Source organism: Bradyrhizobium sp. ORS 111, from assembly GCF_045571485.1.
Classification (GTDB): Bacteria; Pseudomonadota; Alphaproteobacteria; order Rhizobiales; family Xanthobacteraceae; genus Bradyrhizobium.
In genome coordinates this window covers 4,094,301-4,110,264 of record NZ_CP120701.1, presented here as the reverse complement: position 1 = coordinate 4,110,264, position 15,964 = coordinate 4,094,301, and the positions used below count along the sequence as shown (strand labels likewise).

At 64.3% G+C, this 15,964-nt stretch carries 13 protein-coding genes; 6 read left to right on the top strand and 7 right to left on the bottom strand.

Translation table 11 applies throughout. The features are described 5' to 3' along the window. The first annotated feature begins 18 nt into the window (after positions 1–18). Genes P6U30_RS19180 through P6U30_RS19170 form a run of 3 tightly spaced genes read left to right on the top strand, consistent with a single transcriptional unit; the run spans position 19 to position 3,044 of the window. Positions 19–501, top strand: coding sequence for a tripartite tricarboxylate transporter TctB family protein (locus P6U30_RS19180; protein ID WP_407164497.1), 483 nt, complete (start codon positions 19–21; stop codon positions 499–501). A 12-nt stretch (positions 502–513) separates the two neighbouring features. Then, a complete protein-coding gene (locus tag P6U30_RS19175) occupies positions 514–2,043 on the top strand; it encodes a tripartite tricarboxylate transporter permease (RefSeq protein WP_407164495.1) in 1,530 nt (509 codons plus the stop codon). Then, positions 2,040–3,044, top strand: a complete 1,005-nt coding sequence (locus P6U30_RS19170; protein WP_407164493.1) for a 4-hydroxythreonine-4-phosphate dehydrogenase PdxA — start codon at positions 2,040–2,042, stop codon at positions 3,042–3,044. Before P6U30_RS19175 ends, P6U30_RS19170 begins: the two co-directional genes overlap by 4 nt. A gap of 69 nt (positions 3,045–3,113) precedes the next feature. Here the strand turns inward: P6U30_RS19170 and P6U30_RS19165 are convergent, their stop codons facing one another. Continuing rightward, positions 3,114–4,079: a lytic transglycosylase domain-containing protein gene (locus P6U30_RS19165; protein WP_407164491.1), complete on the bottom strand. Its 966-nt coding sequence runs from the start codon at positions 4,077–4,079 to the stop codon at positions 3,114–3,116. Between the two features lie 506 nt (positions 4,080–4,585). Here P6U30_RS19165 and P6U30_RS19160 point away from each other — a divergent pair. The 3 genes from P6U30_RS19160 to P6U30_RS19150 are packed head-to-tail and all read left to right on the top strand — an operon-like array spanning position 4,586 to position 9,187. Beyond that, a complete protein-coding gene (locus P6U30_RS19160) occupies positions 4,586–5,605 on the top strand; it encodes a TRAP transporter substrate-binding protein (protein WP_407164489.1) in 1,020 nt (339 codons plus the stop codon). 22 nt (positions 5,606–5,627) lie between these two features. Then, positions 5,628–7,514, top strand: coding sequence for a TRAP transporter large permease subunit (locus P6U30_RS19155; RefSeq protein ID WP_407164487.1), 1,887 nt, complete (start codon positions 5,628–5,630; stop codon positions 7,512–7,514). A 23-nt stretch (positions 7,515–7,537) separates the two neighbouring features. Continuing rightward, the gene (locus P6U30_RS19150) at positions 7,538–9,187 is read left to right on the top strand and encodes an acyl-CoA synthetase (protein ID WP_407164485.1); all 1,650 of its coding nucleotides are present in this window, start codon (positions 7,538–7,540) and stop codon (positions 9,185–9,187) included. Positions 9,188–9,332: 145 nt separating this feature from the next. Here P6U30_RS19150 and P6U30_RS19145 read toward each other — a convergent pair whose 3' ends face one another. From P6U30_RS19145 to P6U30_RS19120, 6 genes are read right to left on the bottom strand one after another with little or no spacing between them, the layout of a single operon-like run. Then, complete coding sequence (locus P6U30_RS19145; RefSeq protein ID WP_407164483.1) at positions 9,333–10,139, bottom strand: MBL fold metallo-hydrolase; 807 nt, start codon at positions 10,137–10,139, stop codon at positions 9,333–9,335. Further along, positions 10,136–10,927, bottom strand: a complete 792-nt coding sequence (locus P6U30_RS19140) for a TatD family hydrolase (RefSeq protein ID WP_407164481.1) — start codon at positions 10,925–10,927, stop codon at positions 10,136–10,138. The genes P6U30_RS19145 and P6U30_RS19140 overlap by 4 nt, the downstream gene beginning before the upstream one ends. Positions 10,928–10,942: 15 nt before the next feature. Beyond that, positions 10,943–12,916 (bottom strand): methionine--tRNA ligase, encoded by a 1,974-nt coding sequence (gene metG / locus P6U30_RS19135; protein ID WP_407164479.1) that lies wholly within the window; start codon positions 12,914–12,916, stop codon positions 10,943–10,945. A 56-nt stretch (positions 12,917–12,972) separates the two neighbouring features. Continuing rightward, positions 12,973–14,013, bottom strand: coding sequence for a DNA polymerase III subunit delta' (locus P6U30_RS19130; RefSeq protein ID WP_407164478.1), 1,041 nt, complete (start codon positions 14,011–14,013; stop codon positions 12,973–12,975). After that, entirely contained in the window at positions 14,010–14,696 is a 687-nt protein-coding gene (tmk, locus tag P6U30_RS19125; protein WP_407164476.1) for a dTMP kinase, read from the bottom strand. Before tmk ends, P6U30_RS19130 begins: the two co-directional genes overlap by 4 nt. 1 nt (position 14,697) lies before the next feature. Then, positions 14,698–15,948 (bottom strand): D-alanyl-D-alanine carboxypeptidase family protein, encoded by a 1,251-nt coding sequence (locus P6U30_RS19120; protein WP_407164474.1) that lies wholly within the window; start codon positions 15,946–15,948, stop codon positions 14,698–14,700. Positions 15,949–15,964: the final 16 nt, after the last annotated feature.

Sequence of the window (15,964 nt, the reverse complement as noted above, 5' to 3'; positions counted from 1 at the left end):
CGCCACCAGGAGCCCTTGATGATATCGCGCCGCGCTCTTGAGCTTGCGACTGCCGTCCTCACCGGTGGTTTCGGTGTGGTAGTCGTCGTCTCCAGCTTCGACAACGGCATCGGCTGGTCGACTGCGGGCGTGGACGCCGGTACGTTTCCGTTCCTGACCGGCATCATCATCGTGCTCGGGAGCCTCTACAACCTGGTGCGCGGTGTCCTGCCGGCGGCGACGCCCGCAAGCGTTCCCATCGCCATCACGCCGCTCGAGCTGCGCCGGCTTGCCGGGCTGTTCGTGCCGGCCGCGATTTTCGTTGCCGCGATCCCATTGCTCGGGATGTATCTCGCCTCGGCCCTGTATGTGTTCGCGGTACTTGCGGTCCCTCGGCATCAATCCGTACCTGTGGCGCTGGCCACGGCGATCGCGACGGCGCTCGCACTCTACGTCGTGTTCGAGCGCATGTTTCAGGTGACGCTGCCGCACGGCGCGCTCGCCGCGGCGCTCGGGTTCTGAAGGAGAGGACCGATGGACAATCTCCAGGAACTCCTGCACGGCTTTACCATCGCAGTTACCGTGCCGCATTTGGTCCTGATGGCGGCCGGTGTGCTGCTCGGCATTCTGGTCGGCGTGCTACCGGGGCTGGGCGCGCCGAACGGCGTGTCGCTGCTCCTGCCGCTGACGTTCGGCATGCAGCCGGTTTCGGCGATCATCCTGCTCTCCAGCATGTATTGGGGCGCGCTGTTCGGCGGCTCCGTGACGTCGATCCTGTTCAACATTCCGGGAGAGCCGTCGTCGGTTGCAACGACCTTTGATGGCTACCCGATGGCGCGCGACGGCCGCCCGACGACGGCGCTTGCCACCGCGTTCGGCTCGGCGGCGTTCGGCGCGCTGGTCGGCGTCATTCTGATCACTTTCCTCGCCTCGTGGGTGGCGCAGGTCGCGCTCGCCTTCGGGCCGCCGGAATATTTCGCGGTGTACTTCCTCGCTTTCGCGAGCTTCGTCGGCATGGGCGGCGCGGCACCAATCAAGACCGTCGTGGCACTCGCGATCGGGTTTGCGATCGCCGCGATCGGGATTGACACCGTGTCCGGCAGCGTGCGCCTCACCATGGGCATTGACGAACTGGTCAAGGGCGTGAGCTTCGTTGTCGCGGTGATGGGACTGTTCGGCATCGGCGAGCTGCTGGTTGCGGTCGAGGAGGAGTTTCATGCCCGCGCCGTTTCGTCGAAGATCGATTGGCGTGAGGTGTTTCGCGCGGTCGCCCGGCTGCCTCGACACGGCGTGGCGTTGCTGCGCAGTGCTGCGATCGGATGCTGGATGGGGATTACGCCGGGCGGTCCGACCGCGGCGTCGTTCATGAGCTACGGCATCGCCCGCCGCTTCTCGCGGCGTGGCCGGCATTTCGGCACCGGCGAGGTCGAAGGCATCATCTCGCCGGAGACGGCCGATCATGCCGCCGGGACCAGCGCGCTGCTGCCAATGCTCTCGCTCGGCATTCCCGGCTCGGCCACCGCGGCCGTCATGATGGGCGGCCTGATGATCTGGGGCCTCAATCCCGGGCCGATGCTGTTCGTCGATCAGAAGGATTTCGTCTGGGGCCTGATTGCCTCGATGTATGTCGGCAATATCGTGGCGGTCGCGCTGGTGCTGCTGACCGTTCCGGTCTTTGCCGCGCTGATGCGGATTCCCTTCGTCGTGATCGCGCCGCTAATCGTGATCATCTGCGTCGTCGGTGCGTATTCGGTGTCGAACTCCTATCTCGACGTGGTCATGATGCTCGGCTTCGGCATCCTCGGCTATCTCTTCAAGAAGCTGTTCTATCCGCTGGCACCGCTCGTGCTCGCGATCGTCATCGGCGACAAGGCCGAGGATGCATTCCGGCAATCGATGCTGATGTCCAAGGGATCGCTCGGGATCTTCTTTGCAAACCGGCTGGTGACGTGCCTGATCGTCGCCGGCATCGCGCTGCTGCTGCTTCCGCTCGCGCTTCAGCTCGCCCGCGTCTGGCGCAAGCCCATCGCCGAGACGACCAGCCAGGAGAAGGTGATCATATGACTGCAAAGCCCCTCGTTGCGTTGGCAATGGGAGATCCCGCCGGCATCAGCCCGGAGCTGACGGCGAAGCTCGTGGCGCTGGATGACCTCCGTGCCCGCACTCGGCTGGTTATCATCGGTGACCGCCGCATCTTCGATGAGGGCGCGCGCGTCGCCGGCGTTACGCCGGAGCTGACGACGGTGGAGCAGGGCGCCGACTTTCGTGCGGCGAGGGGCGAGGTGCTCTTCGTCGACCTCCGCCATCTTGATCCGGCCGAAATCGAGCAAGGGACTGCAAGCCTTGCCAGCGGCAAATTCGCGCTGACGAACTACCGGCATGCGCTGGAGTTCGGCCGGGACGGGCGTGTCGACGCCGTCTGCTTCACGCCATTCAACAAGCAGGCGATGCGCCTAGCCCGCGCCGACTACGACGACGAGATCGCGTTCTCCGCCGAGGTGGCCGGGCTCAAGACGCCGGCAAGCGAGTTCAACGTGCTCGGCGAGCTCTGGAACGCGCGGGTCACCTCGCATATCCCGCTCAAGGACGTGGCCGGGCGGCTCTCCGCCGAACGCATCCATCGCGCGCTCAGGCTGACCGATATCTGCATGCGCAACGCCGGGTTCGCCAGGCCGCGCATTGCGGTCGCGGGACTCAATCCGCACGCCGGCGACGGCGGCAATTTTGGCCGCGAGGAGATCGACGTCATCGCGCCCGCCATCGCGGCCGGCCGCGAGGAGGGCATTGCTGCCGAGGGGCCATTTCCCGCCGACACGGTGTTTCTGCGCGCCAAGGGCGGCGCCTTCGATGCGGTGCTGACGATGTATCACGACCAGGGCCAGATCGCGATGAAGCTGATGGGCTTCGACCGCGGCGTGACCTTGCTCGGCGGTTTTCCGTTTCCAATCTGCACTCCCGCGCACGGCACGGCCTACGACATTGCGGGGCGAGGGATCGCGTCAGTCAGCGCGAGCCAGGCGGCAGTTCGCCTGGCGGCGGACATGGTCAAACCTGCGCTTGCCTGAGGCGACCATGCTTCCAAGCGCGTATCCGGATGCATCGTGCCGGATCATGCGCTCGGGATGCGGCCCAACTCAGTTGCGCAGCGCGTCACAGTAGGCCCCGGCCGCTCGCAGCGCCTCACACAACCGCTTGGCCCCGGACTGAGTGTCCTCACCAACCCGTACGCGCGCTGCGCCCATCTGGCCCAAGATTCCGCGTATGACCACCTGAGGCTCGCGGTCGCCGATGATCGCGGCGTATTTCGGCTGCCATTCGCGGTAACGGTCAAGGGCCTTCGCTGGTGTCGGCGCCCCGACAACCTCCACACCCCATGGTTTGGGGTCCGGCTTGGGTTCAAGCAATATCACCCCGGCTGTATCGCACGGCAGCCCCACGATGGACGGCATATTGGCTGGACCGGAGTGTCCTTCGGCCCATTCGTCGACATCATGTCCGGTAATAATTCGCACGTAGGAGCGCGTCTCCAGCGGAAGCGGCCGGTGGTGGCCGAGCCATTCGTGGACCCGGGCAGGTCCCGCGTTGTAGGCGGCTGCGGCAAGGCCAAGATTGCCAAATTCATTGCGCAGGTTGCGCAACAGGTCACCGGATTTCGTTATTGCTTCCAGCGGATCGAAGGGATTTTCAAGCCCACTCAATCTTGCCGTTGTCGGCATGAATTGAGCTATGCCCTGTGCACCTTTCGGACTTATCGCGTCCGGCTTGAAGCGACTTTCCTGCCAGATGAGGCGGGTGAAGAAATCGACCGGCAGATCACTGGTCCTCGCCGCCGCGGCGAGTGCCTGACAAAGGGTTGGCGGCTCGGCTGGAGAGGTCGGGGCCGGCCCGCGATCCAGTTGCGGTTGCTGACCTGGATCCGATCGGTCATTTCCGGCGGAGGGCTGCTCCTGGACCACCGGTGAATGATGAGCAGCGTCAGATGCGACTGCGGCCGGTGCCACCATAGCTGCTATGGCCGCATGGGCGAGAAGTTTGAACAGGAAGTTGGAACCTCGGCCGAGGCCGCCAGACGTTGCGATTTGACCGAGCTCAAACCTCATGGCGAAAGCCCTCGCATGGCCTGCGCACAACGCCGGGACAATGGCGCGGTTCCGTTTCGATCGATCCCGATTTGAGCGCGGAGGCGATTGCCGTAAGGGCCTGTTGGATCGGGCTTGCGCGGCAGAGCAGGCAAGGTCGAACCGACCGGAGTATTGGCTACGTGCGACCGGGATGCATGCCCACCTGCAATTCGCATAAGGTATATTATGGAATATTTATATCTACAATTAGATCAGATATTTAGCGGGATTTCCTCGCACTGGATCGCACCTCCGCCGAACCGTGACGGTGATCACGCCGTGCCGAGTGCCAAGCTCATCGCATCCATCGCGGGCCGCAGGTCGAGTCGCCGTGATGATCCTCTCGTCTGAAAGCCGATATTGCCGCGGCGTACGGACGCTGCAATAAGCGCGGCCTGAGCCGAGATCGCTGGTGACCCCGCGGCATCAGGTCCGTATAGGATGGCATCTCAGAACAACAACAAGCCTCTCCGAGGGAGAAACCGATGAGCTTTTCACGACGCACGCTGCTGAAGGTCTCCGCCGCTTCCGCCGTTCTGGGCGGAATTGGCGCCCCGTACGTTGCGCGCGCCCAGGCGGCCGAGTTCAGCTACAAGTTCGCCAATAACCTGCCGGAATCGCATCCGTTCGTAGCACGCGCCCGGGAGATGGCCGCGGCGATCAAGACCGAGACCAACGGCCGGTTCGACCTGCAGGTGTTTCCGAACAGCCAGCTCGGTTCCGATACTGACATGCTGAGCCAGGTGCGGTCCGGCGGCGTCGAGTTCTTCACGCTGTCCGGCCTGATCCTGGCAACCCTGGTGCCGGCGGCCTCGATCAACGGCATCGGCTTCGCATTCCCTGATTATCCGACGGTCTGGAAGGCCATGGACGGCGATCTCGGCGCCTATGTGCGCGGCGAGATCAACAAGGCCGGGCTCGAGGTCATGGAGAAGATCTGGGACAACGGCTTCCGCCAGACCACGTCGTCGACCAAGCCGATCAACGGCCCGGATGATCTGAAGGGCTTCAAGATCCGCGTACCGGTGTCGCCGCTGTGGACGTCAATGTTCAAGGCGTTCGATGCATCGCCCGCCTCAATCAATTTCAGCGAGGTCTATTCGGCGCTGCAGACCAAGATCGTCGAGGGCCAGGAAAATCCGCTGGCGCTGATCTCGGCAGCGAAACTGTACGAGGTGCAGAAATACTGCTCGCTGACCAACCATATGTGGGACGGCTTCTGGTTCCTGATGAACCGCCGCGCCTGGCAGGCGCTGCCGGACGATATCCGCACCGTCGTCGCCAAGCATGTCAATGCCGCGGCGGTCAAGGAGCGCGAAGACACCGAGAAGCTCAATGCGTCGGTCCAGAAGGAGCTCGCCGGCAAGGGACTCGTCTTCAATCAGCCCACCGTGGCGCCATTCCGCGACAAGCTGCGCGCCGCCGGCTTCTACGCCGAATGGAAGGGCAAGTATGGCGAGAAGGCCTGGGAGCTGCTCGAGAAGTCGGTCGGCAAACTGTCCTGATCAATAGAACGGGAGGCTCGCCATGGCTCATGTCGAGATGACGCCGGCCGTGGCCGGCGAGGCGGCGTCGCAGTCCCCTCGCCGCCGCTCCGTCCTCGGTTCCATCGATACTGCTCTCGGCCTTCTGGTGGAGATCCCGGCGGCGATCCTGGTCGTCGCCGAGGTCATCATCCTGTTCGCGGGCGTGATCGCGCGCTACGTGCTGCACGCGCCGCTGATCTGGTCGGATGAGCTGGCGTCAATCCTGTTCCTGTGGCTTGCGATGCTCGGCTCGGCGGTGGCACTGCGCCGCGGCGAGCATATGCGCATGACCGTGATGGTGGCCAATGCCAAGCCGGCCATGCGCGCCTATCTCGACGTCGTTGCGACCTGCGCGGCGCTGGCTTTCCTGATCCTGATCGTGCGGCCGGCGTACGAGTATGCCTATGAGGAAAGCTTCATCACCACACCCGCGCTGCAGATTTCCAACACCTGGCGCGCGGCGGCGCTGCCGATCGGCACCGGCCTGATGGCACTGTTCGCGCTGCTGCGGCTGGCGCGCGTCGGTGACGTCAAAGCCCTGCTGCTGGCCGTGGTCACGGTTGCCGCGCTGATTGCCGTGTTCTGGCTCGCACAGCCCGTGTTGCGGCCACTGGGCAATCTCAACCTCATCATCTTCTTCGTCGGCGTGGTCGGCTTCTGCGTCTTTGCCGGTGTGCCGATCGGCTTTGCCTTCGGCATGGCGGTCTTAGGCTATCTGGCGCTGACGACGCGGACCCCGCTGATGGTGCTGGTCGGCCGGATGGACGAGGGCATGAGCCATCTGATCCTGCTCGCCGTGCCGCTGTTCGTCTTCCTAGGCCTCCTGATCGAGATGACCGGCATGGCGCGGGCCATGGTCGCGTTCCTGGCGAGCCTGCTCGGGCACGTGCGCGGCGGCCTGCACTATGTGCTGGTCGGCGCCATGTACCTGGTTTCGGGCATTTCCGGATCGAAGGCCGCCGACATGGCGGCGGTGGCGCCGGTGTTGTTTCCGGAAATGAAGCAACGCGGCGCCAAGCCCGGCGATCTCGTCGCCCTGCTCGCCGCTACCGGCGCGCAGACCGAAACCATTCCGCCGAGCCTCGTGCTGATCACCATCGGCTCGGTGACCGGTGTCTCAATATCGGCGCTGTTCACCGGCGGCCTGCTGCCGGGCGTCGTGCTCGCGATCACGCTCTCGGCGCTGGTGTGGTGGCGCTACCGCGGCGAGGACCTCAGCCACGTGCAGCGCGCCAAGCCGAGCGAAATCGGGCGCGCCTTCGTGTTCGCCCTGCCCGCATTGGCCCTGCCCTTCGTGATCCGCTACGCGGTGGTTGAAGGGATCGCGACTGCGACCGAAGTGTCGACCATCGGCATCGTCTATGCCTTCGTGATCGGCCTTCTGATCTACCGTCAGTTCAACTGGCGCCGGCTGTTGCCGATGCTGGTCGAGACGGCGTGCCTGTCGGGGGCGATCCTGTTCATCATCGGCGCCGCCACCGGCATGGCCTGGGGCCTGACGCAGTCCGGCTTTTCGCGGGCGCTGGCAGCATCGATGACCGGCTTGCCCGGGGGCTCGGCGACCTTCATCGCGGTTTCGATCCTGGCTTTCGTGATCCTCGGCAGCGTGCTCGAGGGCATTCCGGCGATCGTGCTGTTTGGGCCACTATTGTTCCCGATCGCCCACGCCGTCGGCGTCCACGAGGTGCACTACGCCATGATCATCATCCTGGCGATGGGTATCGGATTGTTCGCGCCACCGTTCGGCGTCGGCTATTATGCCGCCTGCGCCATCGGGCGCGTCGATCCGGCCGAGGGCATCCGGCCGATCTGGGGTTATATGCTGGCGCTGTTGATCGGTCTGATCATCGTCGCCATCTTCCCATGGATTTCGATCGGCTTCCTGTAAGTACCTTGCGATTGGATAGAGCCATGAATGGAGCTCAAAACCAATACTCAATCGGATTGGACAAGACGCCGGCCAATTACGTGCCGCTGACGCCGCTGAGCTTCCTGGCACGCTCGGCCGCTGTCTATCCCGACCATGTCAGCACGGTCTATGAAGGTCGCAGCTTCACCTGGAAGCAGACCCACGAGCGCTGCAGGCGGTTCGCGTCCTATCTGGCCGGACAGGGCATCGGATATGGCGACACCGTCGCGGCCATGCTGCCGAACATCCCGGCGATGAACGAGCTGCATTTTGCCGTGCCGATGACCGGCGCGGTGCTGAACGCGCTGAACATCCGCCTGGACGCGCCGTCGATCGCGTTCCAGCTCGACCATGGCGGCGCCAGGATCATTCTCGTCGATCCCGAATTCTCCGATGTGATCGCCGAAGCCCTGTCGCAGATGAAGGGCCCCAAGCCGTTCGTGATCGACGTCGACGACGCGGCCTTCGTTGGTGGCAAGCAGATCGGCGAGATCGAGTACGAGGCAGCGGTCGCGGCAGGCGACCCCGCTTTTGGGGAGCGGCTGCCGGCCGATGAATGGGACGCGATCGCGCTGAGCTACACCTCAGGCACCACGGGCAATCCCAAGGGCGTGGTCACCCATCACCGCGGCGCCTATCTGAACGCCGTCAGCAATATCCTGGCCGGCAATCTGGGCCAGCATCCGGTCTATCTCTGGACGTTGCCGATGTTTCACTGCAACGGCTGGTGCTTCCCCTGGACGGTCGCGGCCACGGCTGGCGTCAATGTCTGCCTGCGCAAGGTCGATCCGGCAAAGATATTCGAATTGATCGCCGAGCACGGCGTTACCCACATGTGCGGCGCGCCGATCGTCTACAACACGCTGATCAACGCGCCGAACGCGCCTGCGGACGGCAAGGCAAGGCCGGTCATCGGACTGATCGCAGGCGCGGCGCCGCCGGTTGCCGTGCTCGAAGGCGCCGAGCGCATCGGCATCAGGCTGACCCATGTCTACGGTCTAACCGAGGTCTATGGCCCCGCCTCCGTCTGCGCCGAGCAGCCGGGCTGGGATGGGCTTTCAGCCGACCAACGTGCGCAACTGAAGCGGCGCCAGGGCGTGTCGTATCCGCTGCAGGAAGGCGTCACGGTGCTCGATCCCGAAACGATGCGCGAGGTGCCGCGCGACGGCCAGACCATTGGCGAGGTCATGTTTCGCGGCAACATCGTGATGAAGGGTTATCTGAAGAATGAGAAGGCGACCCAGGAAGCCTTTGCCGGCGGATGGTTTCACACCGGCGATCTCGGTGTGCTAGACGAGCACGGCTACGTGATCATCAAGGACCGCTCCAAGGACATCATCATCTCCGGCGGCGAGAACGTCTCCTCCGTCGAGGTCGAGGACATCCTCTACAAGCATCCGGCCGTGCTGTTCGCGGCCGTCGTAGCCAAGCCCGACGCAAAGTGGGGCGAAGTGCCGTGCGCTTTCATCGAGCTGAAGACGGGCGCGAAGGCGACCGAGGCCGAGATCATCGCCTATTGCCGCGAGCATATGTCCGGCTTCAAGACACCCAAGTCAGTGGTGTTCGGCGTGATCCCGAAGACCTCGACCGGCAAGATCCAGAAATTCCTGCTGCGCAACGAGGTCGGGTCCGCCAAGGCGATCTCGGCCTAAGTGTCATTGTGCGCCGACGGGTCGCGCGCATCTCCAAAGCAACCCATTGCCTCCGCGCTCACGGATCGATGGATCGCTTCGTCGCTCCAGCGCAAAATTGCCTCTGCAATTTGGTCGCAAGCTCCTCGCAATGGCGCCTGAGCGATCAGCCTGCCCTTTGCAGCTCCAACCGCATGCCGTCATAGGCCGGGATCACGTTGGACGGCAGCGACTGCCGCAGCACCTCGTAGTCGAGGTCGGAATGCATGTTGGTGATGACGGCGCGTTTCGGCTTGAAGCGCTCGATCCACGACAGCGCGTCACTGACACTGAAATGGCTGGGATGGGGTGCATAGCGCAGGCCATCGACGATCCAGAGGTCGAGGTTTTGCAGCGCCGGCCAGCTCTCCTCGGGAATGTCGTGGAGATCGGGCGTGTAGGCGGCATTGGCGACACGAAACCCGAGCGCGGGAATCTTGCCATGATGCACCAGGAAGGCATCGAGCTTCACCGGGCCGCCCTTCCCTTCGGTGGTATGGCTTTCGCCGGCCTCGATCGCATGGCGCGTCAGGATCGGCGGATAATCGCTGCCTTCCGGGGAGATGAAGCAGTACGAGAACCGCGCCATCATATCCTTGGCGGTCGACTGGTTGAAATAGACCGGAATGCGCCGGCGCTGGTGCAGCACGACGGAACGGAGATCGTCGATCCCGTGCGTCTGGTCGGCGTGCTCGTGCGTCAGGAACACCGCGTCGATATGGTCGACATTGGCGTCGATCAACTGCTCGCGCAGGTCGGGCGACGTGTCGACCACGATCCGCGTGACGCCGTGCGCCCCCTCGCGTTCGACCAGCAGTGAGCAGCGGCGACGGCGGTTTCTCGGATTGTTGGGATCGCAGGCGCCCCAACCCAACGCGGGTCGCGGCACGCCGGCCGAAGAGCCGCAGCCGAGGATCGTCAACGTCACGGTCATGCGGCCTCCTTCGGCGCCGGCACCTTGGAAAACAGCCGGAAGAAATTTTCGGTGGTCTGCTGCGAGATCTGCTCCAGCGAGACGCCGCGGGTGTCCGCCAACACCTTCGCGACCTCGACAACGTAGGACGGTTCATTGCGCTTGCCGCGAAATTTGCCCGGCGCGAGATAGGGCGCGTCGGTCTCCACCATGATGCGGTCGGCCGGCAGTTCAGCGGCCAAGGCGCGCAGCGCGTCCGACTTCTTGAAGGTCAGGATGCCCGTGAACGAAATCGACAGCCCAAGTGCGATCGCCTTCATCGCCAGCTCGCGCCCGCCGGTATAGCAGTGCAGGACGGCCTTGAACGGCCCCTTCGCTACTTCATCCTCAAGGATGCGACCGCAATCTTCGTCGGCCTCGCGGGTGTGGATGACGAGCGGCAGACCCGTCGCGCGCGCCGCGGCGATATGAGCGCGGAATCCGCGCTCCTGCGCCTCACGCGAACCGTGCTCGTAGAAGTAATCGAGCCCGGCCTCGCCGAGCGCTACGACCTTCGGATGCTTGGTGAGCTCGACGAGCCCGCTTGCAGAAATGCCGTCCTCCTCATCGGCATGATGCGGATGGGTGCCGACGGAGCAGTAGACATTGGGAAAGCGCTCGGCGATCGCCAGCAGCCCGCCGAGCCGCCTCACCCGGGTCGAGATCGTGACCAGGCGGCCGATGCCGGCCGCCTCGGCGCGACCGACGATTCCGTCGAGGTCATCGGCGAAATCAGGAAAGTCCAGGTGGCAGTGACTGTCGACCAGCATGACGTTGCGAACCGCTCACTCGGTCTTCGGTTCCACGTAGCGCGGAAACACGCCGACTGGCGCCGGCAGGATCGTACCCGGCTTGATCCGCTCGGCCAGCGCCGCAAAGCTGCGGGCATCCGCAGCGATGCCGAGACTGTCGAGCATCTTCGCACACGACGCCGGCATCACCGCCTGCGCCATGATCGCGATCTGACGCACGACTTCGGCGGTGACGTAGAGCACCGTCTTCTGCCTGGCAGGATCGGTCTTTGCCAGCGCCCATGGGGCCTCACCGGCAAAATAGCGGTTGGCTTCGGCAACCACCGCCCAGACCGTGTTGAGCCATTGATGGATCTGCTGCGTTGCCATGGCGGTCCGCGACGCCTCCAACATGGCGTCGGCCTGCGCCAGGATCGCCTTGTCATTCTCGCTGAACGCGCCGGGCTCCGGCAGCACGCCACCGAGCTGCTTGGCGATCATCGACAGTGAGCGCTGGGCCAGGTTGCCGAAGTCGTTGGCAAGGTCGGCATTGATACGCGCCACGATGGCCTCGTGGTTGTAATTGCCGTCCTGGCCGAACGGCACTTCGCGCAGGAAGAAATAACGCACCTGGTCGACGCCATATTGCTCGGCAAGATTGAAGGGGTCGACCACGTTGCCGACCGACTTCGACATCTTCTCGCCTCTGCTGAACAGGAAGCCGTGCGCATACACGCGCTTCTGCAGGGGTATGCCCGCCGACATCAGGAAGGCCGGCCAGTAGACGGCATGGAAGCGGATGATGTCCTTGCCGATGACGTGCACGTCGGCCGGCCAATAGCGCCAGTGCGCATCCGCTTCATCGGGATAGCCGACGCCGGTGATGTAGTTGGTCAGCGCATCGACCCAGACATACATCACGTGCTCGGGATCATCGGGGACCTTGACACCCCAGTCGAAGGTGGTGCGTGAGATCGAGAGATCCTTCAGCCCGCCCCGCACGAAGCTCATCACCTCGTTGCGCCGCGAGTCCGGGCCGATGAAATCGGGCTGGCTCTCATAGAGCTGCAACAGCTTGTCCTGATAGGCGGAAAGGCGGAAGAAATAGCTCTTCTCCTCGACCCATTCGACCGGCGTGCCCTGCGGACCGCGGCGGACATCGTCCTCGCCGACCACAGTCTCCTCCTCGGCGTAATAGGCCTCATCACGCACCGAATACCAGCCGGCATAGGTGTCGATATAGATGTCGCCATTCTCCTGCATGCGGCGCCAGATCGCCTGCACCGACTTGTGGTGCGCGGGTTCGGAGGTGCGGATGAAGCGATCGAACGAGACGTTGAGCCGCTCGTCCATTTGCTTGAAGCGCTCAGCGTTACGGGTCGCGAGATCGAATGGCGTCATCCCCTCGTTCTGCGCGGTCTGGATCATCTTCAGGCCGTGCTCATCGGTGCCGGTAAGGAAGAACACATCCTTGCCGTCGAGCCGCTGGAAGCGCGCAAGCGCGTCGGTCGCGATCGCCTCATAGGCGTGGCCGATATGCGGCTGGCCGTTCGGATACGCGATCGCCGTCGTGATGTAGTAGATATTGCCGCGATCCGTGGCCGGCGCCGACGCGGGAGCGGACACGGGAGCAGCCGCCGGCCGCTTGGGTTGCTTCTGTGCCGGCGCCGCCTTCGGTGTCTGCCTGGGCGCCGGAGCCTTCGACGTGGCTGGCTTTGCAGGCGCCGGCGCGGCGGCCTTTGCAGCCTGCCGCTTCGGCAACGCCTTCGCGGTTTTCCTCACGGCTTCCTTGGCCGCTCTTTTGGCGACTTTCTTGGCAGGCTTCCTGGCTGTCTTTTTGACCCCCTTCTTCGCGCCCGACTTCTTGACGACTTTCTTGGTCGCTTTCTTCGCTTTCTTCCCGACGCGCGCGCTCGTCTTGGCGACGCGCGACTTTGCAGCGCCCTGCTTCCTGGTCGAACGGGCGGGCGAAGCCGACGTCGCCTTCTTGGCTTTCTTTTTGGACGATTTCTTCTTTGCGGTCGCCACCACGGAATCCTTTGTCAGTCGAAGCAAATTGTTGGGAGTGTTGTCAGACGAAGCGTCTATCGGGTTGCGTCCGCAAGCATCGAAAACACCGAGAAAACCAGCGGCTTGCGCTCCAAATTATAGGCCTCGGTGTCGCGCGCGGCGCGGACGACCTTTTCCCATACCTCCGCGAGCCGTGCAAGGCGCGGCAGGTTGGCGTTGGCATCGCCGGTGCGCATGCGATCGCTCATCCAACGATCAATCCCGTCGATGAAGGCGGCGAGCGCCACGCGGTCGCTGGTGCCGAGTGCCTCTCCAAGCGCATGCAATTCGCGCGGATCAACCCTAGGAAGCGTCGCCAGCAGCGCTGCCGTGCGCTGCTGTAGCTTGAGCGCGTCGCCGCCAAGCAGCGACAGCGCCCTCCCCACACTCCCCTCCGAGGCCGCGGCAGCCTCGACCAGGGCGGGATCGTCAGCGGCAATATCCGTTGCCGCCGCCGCGGCACGCACAACGTCACCCGCATCGAGCGGCCGCAGCAGCAATTTGCGGCACCGGGACAGGATGGTTGGCAGCACCCGTGACGGCGCGTGGCTGACCAATAAGAACAGCGATTGCTGCGGCGGCTCCTCGAGGACCTTGAGCAGCGCGTTCGCGGCGTTGGGGTTGAGCTCGTCGACAGTGTCGACGATGCAGACACGCCAGCCATCGACCGCGGCGGTCGACCCGAAGAACGAAATCGTCTCGCGCGTCTCGTCGACCGTGATCACCGTCCGCATCACGCCGCGGTCGTTGAGGCCCCGCTCCAGCACCAGGAGTCCACCATGCGCGCCGGCGGCGACCTGGCGAGCCACCGGGTCCGCCGGATCGAGGCGCAGCGACGGCGCCTGCTGTACCTGGGAGGCCGTCGGATTGCGGAACGCCAGGACGAACCGTGCCATGCGGTAGGCCAGCGTCGCCTTGCCGATGCCCTGCGCGCCGCCGATCATCCAGGCGTGCGGAATCCGTCCGCTGCGATAGGCGGCGAGCAATGCGGCCTCGGCCTCGCGATGCCCGAACAAGTCGGACGTCTCGCGCGGATGCCGGACCGCGATCTCCTGCTCGGTCTTGCGCGCGCTCATGCTGGACCGGCTGCCGTTGCCGACGCGAACAAACGCTCGCGCAGTGCGGTCCATATCTTTGCCGCGACCGTATCAGGATCGCCCGTGGCATCGATCAAGACGCAGCGCTGCGGATCCTCCGCCGCGATCTGCCGATACGCCTCACGCAGATTTTGGTGGAACTGAACATCCTCAGCTTCGAAACGGTCGGCCACGGCGTTGCCGCGGCGGACGGCGGCGCGTTGCAGGCCGATCTCGACCGGCACGTCGAGGATGAAGGTCAGATCGGGCTTGAGATCGCCGATGGTGACGCGCTGCATGGCATTGACGAGGCCGGGCAGCACCTGTCCGAGCTGGCCCTGATAGACGCGCGTTGAATCGAAGAAGCGGTCGCACAGCACCCAGACGCCCTGGTTCAGCGCCGGCAGGATCACGGTGCGGACATGGTCGTCGCGAGCTGCCGCGAACAGCAGCGTCTCGGCATCCGGCCCAAGCAGCTTGCCCATGCCCGACAGCACGAGGTGGCGGATGATCTCCGCCCCCGGCGAGCCACCGGGTTCGCGGGTGACGATGGCGCGCAGCTTGGCGGCATCGAGTCGTTCGGCGAGCCTGCGGATCTGGGTCGATTTTCCGGACCCTTCACCACCCTCAAAGGTGATGAAGCGACCGCGCAAGCTGGGCCGTTCGAGCGCGACTTCAGCCATGTCAAAGCTTCTCGACGCCGGCGCGGAACATGCCGATGACGAGCTCCTGGGCGCCATCGAACGCACGGCGCATGGTCGATCCCGTACCAACCGCATCCGCGGCAAAGAGCGGTGCTTCCATCGCGACATTGCTGCCACGCCACACTCTGACGACGCCGATCTTTTGGCCGGCTTCGATCGGCGCCTTGACCGGACCGCTATAGATGATGCGGGCCATCAGCTTGTCATTGCCGTTCTTCGAGACCATCACCTTGATCGGGTCGGGGCTGGTGAGCTTGACCGATCGGGTGGCGCCGCCGAACACCCGCGCGTAGCCGACGGTCTGGTTGGCCGCGATCAATGTCCGCGTCTCGAAGTTACGGAAACCCCATTCGAGCATCTTCTTGGCCTCGGTGGCGCGGTCTTCCGAATCCTCAAGACCGTTCACCACCACGATCAGCCGGGTGTCGTTCTGCACCGCCGATCCGACCATGCCGTAGCCGCCCTCCTTGGTGTAGCCGGTCTTCAGGCCGTCGGCACCGGGCAACGCGTTGAGCAGCGGATTGCGGTTCTGCTGGCGAATCTTGTTCCAGGTGAATTCCTTCTCGCCGAACAGCTTGTACCTGTCGGGATAGGTCAGGATGATGTGACGCGCCAGCATCGCGAGCTCGCGCACCGTCATCTTGTTGCCGGGATCGGGCAGCCCGTTGGAATTGGCGAAGGTCGACTTGGTCAGGCCGAGCTCGCGGGCCCGCTTGGTCATGAAGTCGGCGGCGAAGATGTGCTCGTTGCCGGCAATGCCTTCGGCCAGCGCGATACAGGCGTCGTTGCCGCTCTGGATGATCGCCCCGTGCAGGAGGTCGTCGACGGAGACCTTGCTGTTGATCGCGGCGAACATCGTGGAGGTGCCCGACGGCGCTCCACCATGCCGCCAGGCATATTCGCTGATCCGGTACTCATCGGTGAGCTTGATATCCCCCTTCTCGAGGGCGTTGAACACGACCTCGGCGGTCATCAGCTTCATCATGCTGGACGGCGCGCGCAGTTCGTCGGCGTTCTTTTCAAACAGGACGCTGCCGCTGGAGGCCTCGATCAGGATCGCGGTCGGCGCATCGCCATCGAAACCGCCTTCCTCCTTCTTGGCGCCCTGCACGCTGTTGTTGGCGGCATAGACCACGCCGCCGCAGCCGATGCCGAGCGCGAGGAGCGCGGCCACCAGGGCGCGCCAGCCTCGAGCGGCGAAGGTGCGGGGAACTGCGGTCTCGGTTGCCATCGGCGATATCCTGAAA